Genomic DNA, 16533 nt, shown 5'->3' on the forward strand with positions numbered 1-16533 from the left:
AGCGCGTGGCCGGACTCAGGACCCCAGGACGTCGTCCTCGAGCGTGCGGACCAGGGTGGCGAGGTCCTCGACGATGCTCGGCGCGGCGAAGAGGAAGGACCGCGTGTCGCCGACCTCCCACGTCCGGACGTCCGCTCCGGCAGCGGCGGCCACGATCGAACCGGCTGCCATGTCCCACGGGTTGATGCCCCGCTCGTAGTAGGCGTCGACCGTGCCGACCGCCACGGCGCAGCAGTCCAGCGCGGCTGCTCCGGCGCGGCGGACGTCGCGCACCTCGGTGATGAGTCCGGCGAGGACGGCCGCCTGCTCCCACCGACGCTCGGCCGTGTACCCGAAGCCCGTGGCGACGAGCGTCTCGGCCAGGGACTCCGGCGTGGCGACCGCGATCGGCCGTCCGTCCAGGCTCGCCGCTCCCCCGGCGACCGCGCGGTACACCTGCCCGGTGGCCGGGGCGATGACGACACCGGCGACGGGCTCCCACATCGCCGGGTCGGGCACGCCGCGGACGACGCCGATGCTCACGGCGTAGACGGGGCTGCCGTAGAGGTAGTTGACGGTGCCGTCGATGGGGTCGACCACCCAGGTGAGGCCGGAGGTGCCGGAGGCGGCGCCGGACTCCTCGCCGAAGAAGGCGTCGTCGGGGCGTGCTTCGGCGATGCGTCGGCGGATCAGCGCCTCGACCTCGCGGTCGGCAGCGGTCACGACGTCCGCGATGCTCGACTTGCGGTCCGCGACCTCGACCCCTTCGGCGCGGCGCTGCGCGGCGAGCGCGGCGGCTTCGCGGGCGATCGCCTCCGCCAGGTCGGCGAGGGCATCAGGAGCAGCGGACACGACCGAGGGGTTCGACATACCCCGATCCTGCCCCACCGCAGCTCTGCCGCGGCCCCGGCTCCGCGAGAGCACCGGCAGCAACGCGAATGGCCCCGTCCGGAGACGGGGCCATTCCGACGAGCCGACAGAGGACTGCGGCTGACACGTGGCGAGTGAGGGATTCGAACCCCCGGAGGCATACGCCGGCTGATTTACAGTCAGATCCCTTTGGCCGCTTGGGTAACTCGCCATGTGCGCACCCGGCCCGTGTCGTCACCGACCGAAGGCGCGGTGAAGAGCATAGCCGATGTTCGGAGGTGGTCGCGACCACGGCCGGGCGGAAGACACTCGCACCGGGCCGGGTCGGGCCTCCGGCACGGGGCGGCGTGGCGCCCGATAGGCTGGACGGTATGGCAGACAGCTCCTTCGACGTGGTCAGCAAGGTCGACAAGATGGAGGCGGAGAACGCCCTCAACCAGGCGGCGAAGGAGATCGAGCAGCGGTACGACTTCAAGGGTGTCGGTGCATCCGTCGCGTTCAGCGGCGAGGACGTCCTCATCAAGGCCTCGACCGAGGAGCGCGCCCTGGCCGTCCTCGACGTGCTGCAGACGAAGGCGATCAAGCGCGGCATCAGCCTGAAGAGCCTGGACGCCGGCGAGCCGTTCCCCTCGGGCAAGGAGTTCCGCATCGAGGTGAAGTTCAAGAACGGCATCGAGCAGGACATCGCGAAGAAGATCGGTGCGGTCATCCGTGCCGAGGCGCCGAAGACCGTGAAGAGCCAGGTGCAGGGCGACGAGCTGCGGGTCTCCTCGAAGAGCCGTGACGACCTGCAACAGACCATCCAGCTGCTCAAGGGCCAGGAGTTCGACGTCCCCCTGCAGTTCATCAACTTCCGCTGACCGCGCTCCCCCGCGCAGAGACAGGCCCGACACCGTGGAGCACTGGCTCGTCGTTGCGCTGATCATCGTCCTGGTCCTGTTGGACCTGGCGATCCGCGCCTTCTCACTCGTCATCGTCCCGATCAACCGGAAGCCGCAGACGGCGACGGGCTGGTTGCTGGCGATCTTCCTCATCCCCTACATCGGGTTCGTCGTGTTCCTCCTGCTCGGGTCCTCGAAGCTCCCCCGGGCCCGCCGCGAGAAGCAGACCGAGATCAACCGCTACATCCTCGAGCAGACCGAGGGCATCGAGCGGGTGCGCCGCGACCACCCGTGGCCGACGTGGCTCGAGAGCATCACGAAGTTGAACCGGCAGCTCGGGTCCATGCCGCTGGTCGGCGGCAACCAGGCCGAGCTGTACCCGCACTACGACGACGCGTTCGCGGAGATGACGCACGCCGTCGACGCCGCGCGACGATTCGTGCACGTGGAGTTCTACATCGCGTCCCTCGACGACACCACCCGGCCGTTCTTCGAGTCGCTGGCACGTGCACAGGCACGTGGCGTGACGGTCCGGTTCCTCATGGACCACTGGGCGAGCAAGAGCTACCCGTACTTCAAGGACACCCTGGCGTTCCTCGACGCGGCGGGCATCGAGTGGCACCTGATGCTGCCGCTGCTGCCGCTGGAAGGGAAGTTCCAGCGTCCCGACCTCCGCAACCACCGGAAGATCCTGGTCGTCGACGGGTCTGTGGCGTTCACGGGGTCGCAGAACCTCATCGACCGTTCGTACGACACCAAGGCCAACATCGAGCGCGGGCTGCGGTGGCGCGACCTGTTCGCCCGGTTCGAGGGCCCCGTCGTCGCGGGCATCAACGCCCTGTTCGTCACCGACTGGTACAGCGAGACCGACGAGCTGCTGCTCCGCGAGAGCGACCCCGTGCACCGGGCGGACCGGCATGACTCCCTGGACTGCCAGGTCGTGCCGTCCGGGCCGGGCTTCGACGGTGAGAACAACCTGCGCCTGTTCAACGCCCTGCTGTACTCGGCGCAGAAGCGGGTGTCGATCACGTCGCCGTACTTCGTCCCGGACGACTCGATGCTCTACGCGATCACGACGACCGCGCAGCGCGGGGTCGAGGTCGAGCTGTTCGTCGGTGAGATCGGCGACCACGCGATGACGTGGCACGCCCAGCGCTCCTACTACGAGGGGCTGCTCCGGGCGGGCGTGCGGATCTGGCTGTACCGTGCGCCGACCGTGCTGCACGCCAAGCACTTCACGATCGACGACGACGTCGCGGTGATCGGGTCGAGCAACATGGACATGCGCTCGTTCACCCTGAACCTCGAGATCTCGGTGATGGTGCGCGGGAAGTCCTTCGTGGACGCGCTGCGGGACGTCCAGGACGACTACCGCGCCGCCAGCCGCGAGCTGACGCTCGACGAGTGGCTCACCCGACCGCGTCGGTCGCGGGTGTTCGACAACGTGGCGCGGTTGACGGCAGCGTTGCAGTAGCGGTCGGCCGGGAGGCCCGCCCCACGCCCGCCCCGTCGCCACCGGTCAGCTGGTGGGCGCGGGCACCGCCGAGGCGATCCTCGCGGTCAGGCGTTCGAGCGGCCCACGTCCGAGGAACCGTCGCCACACCATCGCGAACAGCACCGCGCCGACCACGAACCCCCACCAGGTCGAGGGTCCCTGCGGCATGTCGGGCCACAGGGCGATGACGACGAGGTGCAGCGCGTAGACGGTCAGCGGCATCGACCCCACCGCCGCCAGGGGGAACGCGATCCGGGTGACGAACGGCCCGTGCCCGTCGACGAGCAGCCGGCACAGGGCGATCACGGCGACGGCGACGGCAGCGGTGCCGGCCACGTCCACGATCGACGACGAATGGTCACGTGGTGAGAGGAACACCTGCGCGAACGTCTGACCGGCGTCGGAGCCGGACGGCACGAAGGGCACGCCGGGGAAGGCGTACGTCGTGTCGGACGGGATCGGTGCAGTGGCGTTCCCGATGAGGTACGCCGCGGCCGCGACCACGATGCCGGACACGAGGAGCAGGACCTGCCGCATCGAGTCTCCCCCCACCAGCACGGCCCAGGCGCCGCTGGCGTGTCGCCCGGGAGTCGGCGGTGCGGACCCGGGTCGGGACCGCGCCACGGCGAGCCCGACCAGCACGTACGTGGCGAAGGTGACGACGGGGTAGACCAGCCCGAGCTGGACGCCGAACATGCCCGCCTCGGCGTAGAGCGGCAGGATCGCCAGCGCGACCGGTGCGGCTGCGACCGCGCAGGCCACGGCGAGCAGGAGCAGTGCCCACGGCCGCCAGCGAAGCACGGGCAGGGCCAGCAGGAACAGGGCGCCGTAGGTGGGCAGCACCACGTACACCGGCGTCTGCAGTGCCATCAGCAGCAGCCCGACGACGACCACCACGACCGCGCGGAGTGCCAGGCGTGCCCGGACCCGACCGATGTCGGGCGGCCCGGGCGGTCGGTCACGGCCGCTGACGAGTCCGATCGACACCCCGGCGAGCACCGCGAAGAGCGCGGCGGACCGGCCGTTCACCACGGCGCCGAAGCTCGTCGGGTCCGCCCAGTCGACGTTCTCGGCGACGTCACCGACGTGCGCGGCCATCATCCCGAAGAGGGCGAGGGACCGGGCCACGTCGACCCCGACGAGCCGGCCGGACGATGCATCGCCCGGCACCCCGCGTCGGGGTACCGGGCGCAGCGTGGTCATGCTCGGACCTGCGAGGCGTTCAGGCCTGCGAGTCGGCGCGGGAGCGGCGCAGCGAGACGTCGATCATCTCGTCGCGGGGCACGACCTTGACGCGCGCACGGCCCTCGGCCTCGCCGAGTGCGATCTCGTGCTGGTCGAGGGCGTGCCACCCGTCGAGGTCGGTGAATTCGACGCCGCGTTCGCGGAGCAGTGCCGGGATCGCCTCTTCCGAGGGGTCCTCCGGGCTCCACCAGGTGCCCTGGTCGGTGACGACGTGCTGCACGGTCTCCATCGCGTCGGACTTGGTGTGCCCGATCAAGCCGACGGGTCCGCGCTTGATCCACCCGGTGGCGTAGACGCCCGGGATGCGGTTGCCGTCGGTGTCGAGAACCTGACCCTCGTGGTTCGGGATGATCCCGTAGCGCTCGTCGAACGGCACGCCGGGCAGGGGTGACCCGACGTAGCCGACCGCGCGGTAGAGGGCCTGGATCGGGATCTCGCGGATCTCGCCCGTGCCCTCGACGCCGCCCTGGCCGTCCGGACGGGTGCGCTCGTACCGGATGGCGCGGAGCGCACCGTCGTCGTCACCGAGCAGTTCGAGCGGCTTGGCGTAGAAGTGCAGGTGCAGGCGACGGCTGGCGGTGCCGACCTCGCGCGTGCGCCACTGCTGCAGCACGCGGTCGATGACGGTGACCTGCTTGTTCGTGGCGATCGCGAGCTTCGAGGCCTCGTCGTGGTCGAAGTCCTCGTCGTACACGACCATGTCGACGTCGCGCAGTTCGCCGAGTTCACGCAGCTCCAGCGGCGTGAACTTCACCTGCGCCGGTCCACGGCGTCCGAAGACGTGGACGTCGGTGACCGGCGAGGCCTTGAGGCCCTCGTACACGTTCGCCGGGATCTCGGTCGGCAGCAGGTCGTCGGCGTGCTTCGCCAGGATGCGGGACACGTCGAGCGCGACGTTGCCGTTGCCGATGACCGCGACGCTCTCGGCCGTGAGCGGCCAGGTGCGGGGGACGTCGGGGTGCCCGTCGAACCAGCTGACGAAGTCGGCGGCGCCGTAGGAGCCGTCGAGGTCGATGCCGGGGATGTCCAGGTCGGCGTCCTTGATCGCGCCGGTCGAGAACACGACCGCGTTGTAGTGACGCTTCAGGTCCTCGAGCGTGATGTCCTCGCCGAAGCGGACGTTGCCGAAGATCCGGATGTCACCGCGGTCCAGGACGTCGCGGAGGGCGTTGATGATCCCCTTGATGCGGGGGTGGTCGGGCGCGACGCCGTAGCGCACCAGACCGTACGGGGCCGGGAGCTGCTCGAACAGGTCGATCGAGACGTCGAAGCCGCGTGCCTCCCGCAAGAGGATGTCCGCGGCGTAGATGCCGGCCGGACCGGCGCCGACGATGGCGAGTCGGAGGGTGGGCACTGATCGGTCTCCAGTTTCGTTCGGGTCAGCGGCTGCGGTCGACGACCGTCTCCGCGAACCGGGTGAGGGCTCGTTTGACGGTGCCGTCCGGCAGGGGCGCCAGGGCGGCGACCGCTTCGTCGGCCCAGTTCGCGGCCAAGGAACGGGTCGCCAGGGTCGCGTCGTGCGCGCGGAGCTCGGCGACGGCGCTCTGGTACGCGTCCGAGTGGACAGCGTCGTCGGGTGCGTCGCGGACGTCCCGCTCGATGCGGGCGAGGAGGGCCGCAGCACCCTCGTCGGTGGCGGCACGACGACGGAGCTGCAGCAGGGGCAACGTGTCCACGCCGGCACGGAGGTCGTTCCCGGCGATCTTGCCGGTCTTGTCCTTCGCCGGTGCCAGGTCGATGACGTCGTCGACGAGCTGGAAGGCGACGCCGACCTTCTCGCCGAAGGTGCCGACGGCCTCGAGCAGGGATCGGTCGGCACCGGAGAACATCACGCCGGCGCGGGCGGCGGTGGCGATGAGGGACCCCGTCTTGTCGCTGAGCACCTGGATGTAGTGCTCGACCGGGTCGTCCTCCGGCTGCGGGCCGGTCGTCTCGTGGAGCTGACCCATGCAGAGGCGCTGGAAGGTCTCCGCCTGCATCCGGATGCCCTCCGGCCCCAGGTCCGCGGTGATGAGCGAGGCGCGGGCGAAGAGCAGGTCCCCCGTGAGGATCGCGATGTTGTTGCCGTAGGTGACGTGGGCGGCCGGGACACCGCGGCGCACCGGTGCCTCGTCCATCACGTCGTCGTGGTACAGCGACGCCAGGTGCGTCATCTCGACGCTGACCGCGGCCTTCACCACGTGGTCGGTCACACCGTCGCCGAGTTGCGCGATGAGCAGCGTCAGGGTCGGACGGATGCGCTTGCCGCCCGCGGCGAGCAGGTACCGGCTGGTGGTGTCGGCCAGGGTGTCGGCGGAGCGCATGGCGTCCTCGAGCCCCTGCTCGACGTGTTCGAGCCCGTCGTCGACCGCGGCGATGAAACGACGGTCGGCCGGGGTGGCGAACAGACGCTCGCCGATGCCCAGGGACGCTCGGAGACTCGGTGCGCGTCGGGCGACCGGGACACTCGGGTTCAACTGCTGCTCCGTACTCGCGGGGTGGCGGTGGGGACCTGGGCCGCGGGCCTAGGCCTCGGGCTCCACGCGGGGCTGCTCACCCGTGGGCTGGTGCTCGCGACGTGCCTTCGCACGGCGGGCGGCGGACTCGCGCACGCTGCCCTCGACTGGCTTGCGGCCACGGTGCAGGGCGACGATGCCGGCGGTCAGGTTGCGGTGCGCGACCATCGTGAAGCCGACACCGCGGAGCCACTGGCTGAGGACCTGCTGGTCCGGCCAGGCCTCGATCGACTCGGCGAGGTAGCGGTAGGCGGCCGGGTTGCTGCTCGAGAGCCTTGCGATGCCCGGCAGGACGCGCTTGAGGTACGTGTTGTAGCCGAAGCGCAGTGCGGCGAACGGCGGCGTGGAGAACTCGCAGATGACGAGACGGCCGCCGGGCTTGAGGACCCGCAGCATCTCGGTCAGGGCCTGCATCGGGTCGTTCACGTTGCGCAGCCCGAACGAGATCGTGACCGCGTCGAACGACTCGTCCGAGAAGGGCAGGTGCTCGGCGTCGCCCTCGACGAAGGTGATCTCGGCGTGGCGTTCGCGGCCGACCGCGATCATGCCGGACGACAGGTCGAGGGCGGTGACCTCCGCGCCCTTCTTCGCCAGGGCCGCGGAACTGGTCCCGGTGCCGGCGGCGAGGTCGAGCACACGCTCGCCCGGCTGGGGGTCGACGGCCTTGACCGTCGCGACGCGCCACAGCGGTGCGTTGCCCGCCGACAGGATGTCGTTGGTCAGGTCGTACTTCGCTGCGACGTCGTCGAACATGGCCGCCACTTCGTCCGGCCGCTTGTGCATGTCCGCTCTGCTCACCCGGTCATCCTAGAGGCCGCGGCCCGACGCTTCCCGGTAGGCGTGCAGGAGCGGGACAGCCCGGGCGCGCCCTGACGCGTAGCATCGGTCCGTGACCCGTCCCACCACAGCGGTCCAGCCGCTCACGGTCTCGACCCGCATCCTCGACGACCCGGGAGCCGTGCTCCGCCACACCCTCGCCGGAGCGCCGTTGGCCTTCGTGCGGGGCGGTGACGGGATCGTCGGGATCGGCGAGGCCATGCGCTTCGAGTTCTCCGGCCCGACCCGGATGCGCGACGCCTCCGCCCGGTGGCGGCAGATCGTCGCCGCCGCGGTGGTCGACGACCCGGTGCGGCTCCGCGGCAGCGGACTGGTGGCGTTCGGGACGTTCGCGTTCGCTGATGACTCGAGCGCGACGAGTGTCCTCATCGTGCCGCGGGTCGTGGTCGGCCGGCGGCGGGGTCGGGCGTGGATCACCGCGGTCGACACCACCGACGCCCCGGCTCCCCTGCCGTTCACGAGCACCTCGGTCCCGGTCCCCCGCGTCGGCCCGCACGTCTCCGTCGCACTCCGGCCCGGCGCGGTCGACGAGGACGCCTACGCCGCCTCGGTCGCCGCCGCGGTCACCGCGATCACGGCCGGGCGCGCGCAGAAGGTGGTCCTGGCCCGCGACCTGGTCGGCAGCCTGCCGCCCGGCGCCGACCGCCGTGCCGTGCTGCTCGACCTGGCCGCCGCCTACCCGACTTGCGTGACCTTCGCCGTCGACGGGCTCATCGGGGCCACTCCCGAGACGCTCGCCCGGACCGAGGGGCGCACCCTCACCGCCCGGGTCCTGGCCGGCAGCGCTGCACGGGGTGTGGACGCCGAGAGCGACCGGGTCGCCGCCGAGACCCTCGCCGCGAGCAAGAAGGACCTCGAGGAGCATGCCTTCGCGATCTCGAGCCTGGTCGCCTCGCTGCGACCGATCGCAGCCGACCTCCGGGTGGACCCCGAGCCGTTCCGCCTGCAGCTGCCGAACGTGTGGCACCTCGCCAGCGACGTCGAGGCCGTCCTGCCCGCCGGTGTGACCGCACTCGACGTCGCCGACGTGCTGCACCCGACCGCGGCCGTCGCCGGGACCCCCACCGACGTCGCGGTGCGGCTCGTCGCCGAGCTGGAGGGTGTGGACCGCGGACGCTACGCCGGTCCCGTCGGCTGGCTCGGCGCCTCCGGGGACGGTGAGTGGATGCTCGCACTCCGCAGCGCACAGATCGAGGACGACGGCACCGTCCGCGCGTGGGCCGGGGCCGGGATCGTCGCGGGCTCCGAGCCGGCTCGGGAGGTCGCGGAGACGCGGCTGAAGTTCCGACCGATCGTCGACGCCCTGGCCTGACAGCGGCACCGGCACCGGCCGGAGCCCTCGCCGGTCAGTCGGCCAGCGGCACCTCGATGACCACGCGCTCGGCGGGGTCGGTGAGGACCCGTTCCAGGTCGCCCCAGGTCTCGGCGCGGCGGTACTCCCAGCCGAGGCCCGTCACGACGCGTTCGACGTCGACGTGCTGCGGCGTCGTCATCATCCGCCGCATGTCCTCGGGTGCGGTCGTCGCCGCCACCTCGAGTCCGCGGAAGATCGCACCACCGCCGTCGTTGCCGACGACGACCTGCAGCCGCGGGCGCGCCTCCTCGGTCCCGGTGACGAGTCCGCCGAGGTCGTGCAGGAACGTGAGGTCCCCCACCACGACCCGGGTGGTGCCGACGGCGCCGGACTCGGCCTCGAGCGCCGTCGCGATGCCGAGGGCCGTCGAGATCGTGCCGTCGATGCCCGCCAGCCCGCGGTTGGCGTGCACGCGGATCTTCTTGCCCGCGACGGTCGTGTCCGCGACCCGGATGATCTGCGAGGCGCCGAACACCAGACGGTCGTGCGGCCAGGTGGCACCCCACACCGCCTCGGCGAGCATCGCGCGGTCGACGGGCCGACGGCGGAGCGCGACCTCGTCCTTCAGGAACCGGTTCCGCTCGGCGCGGTCCTCGGACCGCTTCGCGTCGAGGTCCGGTCCGGCGTCGCCCTCGCCGAGCAGCGAGCGGCTCGCCGCGACCCAGCGGCCGACCCACGCACGGTGCGCCGGCCCGGTCCGCCCGGTGACGCGGACGTCCGAGACGACCTGCGTGGCGGCATCCGGCCGGGAGGCGCGCGCCGGGTCGTACACGTCGGCTCCGGCACCGCGGACCACGACCGTCTCGACGTCGGCGCGCTGCAGGAGCGCCGGGACCTCGCGACTGAGGGTCGGGTGGCCGAGGACGACCGCACGCCGCACCCGGCCGCCGAAGTCGTCGTCCCGGAGCAGCTCGCGGTAGGCGGCCGCCAGGTTCCGGCCGAACCGGGCACCGCTCGACACCTCGGCCAGGAGCGGCGCCCCGAGTTCCCACGCGATCCGCTCGGCGTCTGCGCCGGCGTCGTGTCCGGCGATCACCACCGTCGCGGGGTCGTCGTCGGGGGCGAGCTCCGCGACCGGCAGCGGGCTGGTCGTCCGCCGGGTCGCGTACGCGCGGTCCACCTGGTCGTCGGGCACGCCGTCGACCCGGTCGAGACCGGCGCTGAGGGGTTCGCGGAAGGCGAGGTCGAGCTGCACCGGACCGGCTTGCCCGGAGTGCCCCGCAGCGGCAGCGACGGCCTCGCGCACCAGACCGCGGACGGTCGCGCGGACGTCGTCGTCGACACCGTGCGCACTCGGTGCCTGGACGTCGCGGACGAACGACACGGCCGGCCCGAAGACCCCGGGCTGCACCGTGGTCTGGTTGCTGCCGATGCCGCGCAGTTCGGCCGGGCGGTCGGCGGAGACGACGATCATCGGCACACCCGAGTGGTGCGCCTCGAGCACGGCGGGGTGGAGGTTCACGACCGCTGTCCCCGAGGTCGTGACGACCGCGGCGGGCCGCCCGGACTCGACGGCCAGGCCGAGTGCGAAGAACCCGGCGGTCCGCTCGTCGAGGCGGACGTGCACCGTGATGCCACCGGCGCGTTCGAGGGCGGCCGCAGCGAGGGCCAGGGCCTGCGACCGCGACCCCGGACTGACCACGACGTCGGTCACACCGGCGCGGGCCAGTTCCTGCAGGAAGGCGAGGGCGAAGTCCGTCGCGGGACTGCCGGAACTGCCGGAGCCCGGCCGCCCATCAGCGACTGCGCCGTCAGCGGCCGCGCCGTCAGCGATCGCGCCGTCAGCGATCGGGGCGGCCGTCGTCGTCGCCGTCGTGGAACTGTTCTTCGAGGGATCGGAGGGTCGCGTCGTCCTGGTCCTTGTCATCGCTCTTCCGCCCGGGAGGCTTCGTGCCACCGAGGAAGTCGGGGTCGTCTTCGGGACCACGGTACCCGGCACCACCGCCGCCGTTGCCTCGCTGAGCCACGGCCGGGGTCCGGCCGAGCAGGAACCACAGCACGCCGCCGAGGACGGGCAGCACGACGACCAACAGGACCCAGATGCCCTTGCGCAGGGACCGGACGCGGGTCCGCGGCATGGTGGCGCAGTCGATCAGGGCGAACACCGTGAACGCCACGGCGGCGACGACGATGACGAGCCACAACCTGACCATCTTCGAAGTCTAGGTCGGGAGGCTGTGACCGTCCTGGCCTTCGTCCGGCCGCCGTGGAGACCGGCGTCCGTACACTTGCAGGGTGAAAGCGTGGCTCGTCTACACCCTGGCTCGGCTCGGCATCTTCGTCGTGGCACTCGTCGTGCTGCTCGTGATCGGGCTGCCCTGGTACTGGGCGGCGATCGGGGGGGCGCTCATCGGCCTGCTCGTCTCGTACATCGCGCTCCCGGGGTTGCGCGGGGCCGTGACGACCACCATCGCCGAGCGCCGTGCCCGTCCCGAGCGCGATGCGGACAGTGACTTCGAGGACGACTTCGTCGACACCGCCGACGCGACCGACACCGACGTCACGCTCCGGAAGCACCCCGACGAGGCCTGACCGACAGCGCCCGGCCGACGGTTCCCGTCCGACGGTGGCCGGCCGACAGCGCTCGCGCGCAGCTACGGCTGGACGGCGAGCGTGATGCCGAGGACCACGCCGTACACCAGCGCCGAGAACGACGACAGCTGCAGGGCCGTGATGAGTTCGCGCGGCTTCCGCGACGTCACCCCGATCACCAGCGCCGGCAACGCGAGCAGCAGCGAGAAGTACGTGAAGCCGGACCGGAAGTACAGCAGCACGAACCAGACCAGCACGACGTAGGGCAGCAGCAGGAAGAGCGCGAAGAGCACCCGCGCCACCGGCCCGCCGACCACGACGGCGAGCGTGCGCTTGCCGGCCGCGGTGTCCTCGTCGATGTCGCGGATGTTGTTCACCATGAGCACCGCGCACGCGAACAGGCCGGCAGCCACGGCCGCTGCCCAGCCGCTGAGGGTCGCCTGCCCGATCAACACGTACTGGGTGCCGAGGACCGCGACGAGTCCGAAGAACACGAAGACGAAGACCTCGCCCAGGGCGTTGTACCCGTAGGGCTTCTTGCCGCCGGTGTAGAACCAGGCGGCGACGATCGCGGCCGCGCCCACGAGCAGGAGCCACCAGAGCTGGGTGAGCGCCACGATGACGATGCCGGCGACCGCGGCGAGCCCGAAGAACGCCAGCGCGACGGCGAGCACGGTGTGGGGCTTCGCCAGGCCCGCTCCGGTCAGCCGGGCGGGGCCGACGCGGAACTCGTCCGTGCCGCGCACCCCGTCGGAGTAGTCGTTGCTGTAGTTCACGCCGATCTGCAGGAACAGCGCGACGGCGAGCGCGAGCAGGGCGATCGCCAGGTGTGCGTCCGTACCGAGGAAGGCGCCGAAGTCACCGGTCGCCTTGCTGTCGACGTAGGCCACTGCGGTGCCGAGCACCACGGGCACGACGCCGAGGGTCAGGGTCCGCAGACGCGCCCCGCCGATCCAGTCGCGCGCCGTCGCCCGCCGGGCAGTGCGCTGCGGGGCAGCGGCCTTCGCCGGGTTGCCGGACCGGCCCTTCGGACGTGTCGTGTTCTTCGCTCGTGCCACGACCGCCAATCGTACCGGCGTGTGACGTGCCGCCCGCGCGGGCCGGCCGCCGGGTGGGTGTCAGGGCCGGGAGTCCCGTTTCACCCCTGCGGGTCGGCCAGCGTCCGCACCGCGCGCCGGTCGGGTTTGCCGGACGCCAGCATCGGCATCCGGTCCACGACGATCACCTCGCCCGGTCGGGCCGCCCGTCCGAGGGCGTCCCCGACGCGGGAGCGGACGAGCTGGAGGTCGACGGGCTGCTCGGTCACGACGACCGGCACCTCGCCCCACTCCCCCGACGTCCGCCGGGTGACGACGGCACCGTGCTGTCCGGGGAGCTCCCGCACGATGCGCTCGACCGCGCCGAGCGGCACCTTCTCACCCCCGGAGATGACGACGTCGTCGAGACGACCGGTGACCCGTATCCGACCGTCGACGATCGTCGCGGCGTCACCGGTGCGGTACCAGCGGTGCCCGTCGCGTTCGGTGAAGGTCGCTGCCGTCCGCGCCGGGTCGTCGAGGTACCCCTCGGCGAGCATCGGCCCGGTCAGCTGCAGTTCCCCGTCGACGAGCTCGGCGTGGACCGTGCCCAGCGGCGCGCCGTCGTACACGCAGCCGCCGCTGGTCTCGCTCGCGCCGTAGGTCGTCACCACGCGGATGCCGGCGGCACGGGCACGCTCCCGCAGGGCCGTCGGCGTCGCCTGACCGCCCACCAGGACCGCGTCGAACCGGCTGAGCGCCGCCGTCGCCCGCGGGTCGTCGAGGACCCGGGCGAGCTGCACCGGCACCAGCGACGTGTACCGCCGAGGTGCCGCGGGTCCGACGACGAGCCGGTCGGCCGCGTCGGCGAACACCCCCGCGTCGAAGTGCCCGGACGGCAGCACGACGGGAGTCGTCCCCGCGGCGATCGACCGCGTCAGGACGTTGAGCCCGGCGATGTAGTGCGTCGGCAGCGCGAGGACCCAGACGCCCGGGCCGCCGAGGGCGGCGTCCGCGGCAGCAGCGCCCGCGAGCAGCGCGTCCGAGGAGAGGGCGACGCGCTTGCCGGTCCCGGTGGAGCCGCTCGTCTCGACGACCAGGGCGACCCGCTGCGGGACGGCGGCCGGTGGCGGTGTCGGCAGCGCCGGAGCCCCCTCGGCGACCGGGAGCAGTGCGGGGCCGCCGGCGAGTGCCGCCTCCAGTCCGCGCAGCACCGCCGTCGGGTCGGACGCACCCAGCGCGACGAGCGGACGGGCCATCAGTAGTGCCAGGGGAACGCGGTCCAGTCGGGCGAGCGCTTCTCGAGGAACGAGTCGCGGCCCTCGACGGCCTCGTCGGTGCCGTAGGCGAGGCGCGTGGCCTCACCGGCGAACACCTGCTGACCGACCATGCCGTCGTCGACGGCGTTGAAGGCGTACTTGAGCATCCGGATCGCCGTCGGGGACTTGCCGAGGATCGTCTCGCCCCAGCGGATGGCCTCGCGCTCCAGGTCCTCGTGCGGCACCACCCGGTTGACGGCACCCATCTCGTAGGCGCGCTGGGCGGAGTACTCCTCGGCGAGGAAGAAGACCTCGCGCGCGAGCTTCTGGCCGATCTGCTTCGCGTAGTAGGCGCTGCCGTAGCCGCCGTCGAACGACCCGACGTCGGCGTCCGTCTGCTTGAACCTGCCGTGCTCGGCGCTGGCGATCGTCAGGTCGCAGATCGCGTGGAGGGAGTGACCACCGCCCGCGGCCCAGCCGGGCACGACCGCGATGACGACCTTCGGCATCATCCGGATCAGCCGCTGGACCTCGAGGATGTGCAGCCGTCCCATCGAGGCCTGCGCGGCAGCGGGATCGACGCCCTCGGGCGGAGCACCCTCGTCGCCGACGTACTGGTAGCCGCTCCGGCCCCGGATCCGCTGGTCGCCGCCGGAGCAGAACGCCCAACCGCCGTCCTTCGGGCTGGGGCCGTTGCCGGTCAGCAGCACGACCCCGACGCGCGGGTCCTGGCGGGCGTCGTCGAGGGCGCGGTACAGCTCGTCGACGGTCCGCGGACGGAAGGCGTTGCGCACCTCGGGGCGGTCGAAGGCGACGCGCACCATGCCGCCGGAGACGTGCTTGTGGTACGTGATGTCGGTGAACCGCTCGGCGATCGGAGCGGTGGTCCAGACGTCGGGGTCGAACAGGTCGGAGACGGCAGAGGGCATGCTCCGAACCTACCGCTGGGCTCCTGCCCGGGCCGTCGCGTGCGGGCTGTCTAGTCGCCGCCCATCCCGGAGAGCATCTCGGGAGCGACGATGACGAGCAGGACGATGAGGATCACCGGGTTGGCGAAGAACGCCAGGACCACGCCGATGACGCCGTACCAGCGGCCGAACGAGCCGACCGCGGCGATGAAGCCCAGGACCGCGGCGACCAGGGTGAGGAACACCACGACGAAGCAGATGCCGAACGCGAAGGTCGTGTCACCGCCCACGAACACCGCGAAGGCGCTCGCGTCCACCGCGGCGCCGACCACCGCGAGGCCGAGGGCGATCTTGCCGGTGATCGGGTTCTTCCGACCCCGAGCTGCGGGCTGCCGGGTGACGTCGACGGTGCCCTGACGCATCAGCCGCGCGAACTCGTCCGTCGCCACCGAGCCTCCTCGTCCGTCCCGACCGGCGATCCTGATCGGCGCCGGCACCGCCGACCGGTGGTCGACCGCAGCGATGCTAGTGCGCTGCCCTGGCGGTCCCCTCGGAGGAACCGTGAGGCGCCCTGGACGCTCCTGCGAAGATGGCCGGGTGCCCGATGTGACCCCGCCGCACCCGTCCGTCCCCGCCGACGTGCCCGAGCTCCGCGACCTGCTCGCCACAGCCCGGGTCGTCGCCCTGCCGATGCGGGTCCGGTTCCGCGGCATCACCGTCCGCGAGGCGCTCGTGTTCCGCGGACCCGCGGGCTGGACCGAGTTCTCCCCCTTCGTCGAGTACGACGACACCGAGTCGGCCGCCTGGCTCCGCGCCGCGGTCGACTTCGGCTGGACCCGGCACGAACCCGGCGCCGACAGCGTCCCCGTCAACGCCACGGTGCCCGCGATCGCCGCAGCGGACGTCGCGGACCTGCTCCGTCGCTACCCCGGCTGCACCACCGCGAAGGTGAAGGTCGCCGAACCCGGCACGACCATCGAGGACGACGTCGCCCGGGTCGCCGCGGTCCGCCGCGTGATGGGCGATGACGCCGACGTCCGGGTCGACGCGAACGGCCTGTGGTCGCTCGACCAGGCGACCACCGCCCTCGAGCAGCTGGCACCGTTCCGACTGCAGTACGCCGAGCAGCCCGTCGCCACCGTCGCGGACCTCGCCGCGCTGCGCACCCGGGTCGCCGGTCTCGGAGTCCGGATCGCCGCGGACGAGAGCGTCCGGAAGGCGTCCGACCCGCTCGCCGTCGCCCGTGCCGGCGCCGCGGACGTACTGATCGTCAAGGCGCAGCCCCTCGGCGGGATCACCGCGGCCCAGGCCGTGATGGCCGAGGCCGGACTGCCCTGCGTGGTCTCCAGCGCGATCGACACGTCGATCGGCCTGGGCATGGGGGCGTTCCTGGCGTCGCGGGCGATGGCACCCGGCTACGCGGCCGGACTGGGCACCGCGGCGATGTTCACCGGAGACCTCACCGCCGAGCCGCTGCTGCCGGTCGGGGGCCGCATCGCCGTGCACCGGATCGAGCCGGACCCCGACCTCCTCGACCGGTGGGCGGCCTCCCCCGAGCGGACCGGGTGGTGGCTGGCGCGGCTCCGGCGGGTGCACGCGCTGCTCGTGGGTCGGCCGTAGGTCCGCGGCACAGACGGACGGGAGGCCCGACACCAGCTGGTG

The 16533-nt window shown here is 72.2% G+C and carries 16 protein-coding genes and 1 tRNA gene; 5 read left to right on the top strand and 12 right to left on the bottom strand.

The genetic code is table 11. The annotated features are described in order from the left end of the window. Positions 1 to 15 precede the first annotated feature (15 nt). Both DEJ25_RS08285 and DEJ25_RS08290 read right to left on the bottom strand, forming a co-directional pair. On the bottom strand, positions 16 to 849 hold the full coding sequence (locus DEJ25_RS08285) for an inositol monophosphatase family protein (protein ID WP_110902630.1): 834 nt from the start codon (positions 847 to 849) through the stop codon (positions 16 to 18). Positions 850 to 977: 128 nt separating this feature from the next. After that, positions 978 to 1060: transfer RNA gene (locus tag DEJ25_RS08290), tRNA-Tyr, on the bottom strand. Between the two features lie 160 nt (positions 1061 to 1220). Between DEJ25_RS08290 and DEJ25_RS08295 the strand changes: the two genes are divergently transcribed. Beyond that, complete coding sequence (locus DEJ25_RS08295; protein ID WP_110902629.1) at positions 1221 to 1709, top strand: YajQ family cyclic di-GMP-binding protein; 489 nt, start codon at positions 1221 to 1223, stop codon at positions 1707 to 1709. A gap of 34 nt (positions 1710 to 1743) precedes the next feature. Further along, positions 1744 to 3204 (top strand): cardiolipin synthase, encoded by a 1461-nt coding sequence (gene cls / locus DEJ25_RS08300; protein WP_111044387.1) that lies wholly within the window; start codon positions 1744 to 1746, stop codon positions 3202 to 3204. A 45-nt stretch (positions 3205 to 3249) separates the two neighbouring features. Here cls and DEJ25_RS08305 read toward each other — a convergent pair whose 3' ends face one another. From DEJ25_RS08305 to DEJ25_RS08320, 4 genes are read right to left on the bottom strand one after another with little or no spacing between them, the layout of a single operon-like run. Next, entirely contained in the window at positions 3250 to 4428 is a 1179-nt protein-coding gene (locus tag DEJ25_RS08305; protein ID WP_111044388.1) for a heparan-alpha-glucosaminide N-acetyltransferase domain-containing protein, read from the bottom strand. 19 nt (positions 4429 to 4447) lie between these two features. After that, complete coding sequence (locus tag DEJ25_RS08310) at positions 4448 to 5824, bottom strand: FAD-dependent oxidoreductase (protein WP_110902626.1); 1377 nt, start codon at positions 5822 to 5824, stop codon at positions 4448 to 4450. 25 nt (positions 5825 to 5849) lie between these two features. After that, entirely contained in the window at positions 5850 to 6926 is a 1077-nt protein-coding gene (locus DEJ25_RS08315) for a polyprenyl synthetase family protein (RefSeq protein WP_111044389.1), read from the bottom strand. A gap of 48 nt (positions 6927 to 6974) precedes the next feature. Further along, a complete protein-coding gene (locus DEJ25_RS08320) occupies positions 6975 to 7763 on the bottom strand; it encodes a demethylmenaquinone methyltransferase (RefSeq protein WP_111044390.1) in 789 nt (262 codons plus the stop codon). Between the two features lie 91 nt (positions 7764 to 7854). Here DEJ25_RS08320 and DEJ25_RS08325 point away from each other — a divergent pair, with 91 nt between their 5' ends. Next, a complete protein-coding gene (locus tag DEJ25_RS08325) occupies positions 7855 to 9114 on the top strand; it encodes an isochorismate synthase MenF (RefSeq protein ID WP_111044391.1) in 1260 nt (419 codons plus the stop codon). A gap of 34 nt (positions 9115 to 9148) precedes the next feature. Here the strand turns inward: DEJ25_RS08325 and menD are convergent, their stop codons facing one another. Continuing rightward, a complete protein-coding gene (gene menD, locus DEJ25_RS08330) occupies positions 9149 to 11023 on the bottom strand; it encodes a 2-succinyl-5-enolpyruvyl-6-hydroxy-3-cyclohexene-1-carboxylic-acid synthase (protein ID WP_110902622.1) in 1875 nt (624 codons plus the stop codon). Beyond that, positions 10938 to 11309 (bottom strand): PLDc N-terminal domain-containing protein, encoded by a 372-nt coding sequence (locus DEJ25_RS08335; protein WP_110902621.1) that lies wholly within the window; start codon positions 11307 to 11309, stop codon positions 10938 to 10940. Before DEJ25_RS08335 ends, menD begins: the two co-directional genes overlap by 86 nt. Before the next feature lie 82 nt (positions 11310 to 11391). Here DEJ25_RS08335 and DEJ25_RS08340 point away from each other — a divergent pair, with 82 nt between their 5' ends. Beyond that, the gene (locus DEJ25_RS08340) at positions 11392 to 11688 is read left to right on the top strand and encodes a DUF4229 domain-containing protein (RefSeq protein ID WP_111044392.1); all 297 of its coding nucleotides are present in this window, start codon (positions 11392 to 11394) and stop codon (positions 11686 to 11688) included. A 62-nt stretch (positions 11689 to 11750) separates the two neighbouring features. Here DEJ25_RS08340 and DEJ25_RS08345 read toward each other — a convergent pair whose 3' ends face one another. The 4 genes from DEJ25_RS08345 to DEJ25_RS08360 form a co-directional block, all read right to left on the bottom strand. Further along, positions 11751 to 12755 carry a 1,4-dihydroxy-2-naphthoate polyprenyltransferase gene (locus tag DEJ25_RS08345; RefSeq protein WP_111044393.1) on the bottom strand — a complete coding sequence of 335 codons (1005 nt, stop codon included), beginning with the start codon at positions 12753 to 12755 and terminating at the stop codon, positions 11751 to 11753. Between the two features lie 71 nt (positions 12756 to 12826). Continuing rightward, positions 12827 to 13963, bottom strand: coding sequence for an AMP-binding protein (locus DEJ25_RS08350; RefSeq protein WP_111044394.1), 1137 nt, complete (start codon positions 13961 to 13963; stop codon positions 12827 to 12829). After that, entirely contained in the window at positions 13963 to 14892 is a 930-nt protein-coding gene (locus DEJ25_RS08355; protein WP_110902617.1) for a 1,4-dihydroxy-2-naphthoyl-CoA synthase, read from the bottom strand. The genes DEJ25_RS08350 and DEJ25_RS08355 overlap by 1 nt, the downstream gene beginning before the upstream one ends. Positions 14893 to 14942: 50 nt before the next feature. Next, positions 14943 to 15320, bottom strand: a complete 378-nt coding sequence (locus DEJ25_RS08360) for a hypothetical protein (protein ID WP_110902616.1) — start codon at positions 15318 to 15320, stop codon at positions 14943 to 14945. Between the two features lie 148 nt (positions 15321 to 15468). On the opposite strand from DEJ25_RS08360, the gene DEJ25_RS08365 reads away from it, so the two are divergent. Continuing rightward, positions 15469 to 16491 (top strand): o-succinylbenzoate synthase, encoded by a 1023-nt coding sequence (locus DEJ25_RS08365; RefSeq protein WP_258366255.1) that lies wholly within the window; start codon positions 15469 to 15471, stop codon positions 16489 to 16491. The last annotated feature ends 42 nt before the right edge of the window (positions 16492 to 16533 follow it).

Origin of the sequence: Curtobacterium sp. MCPF17_011 (genome assembly GCF_003234145.1) — a bacterium.
Classification (GTDB): Bacteria; Actinomycetota; Actinomycetes; order Actinomycetales; family Microbacteriaceae; genus Curtobacterium.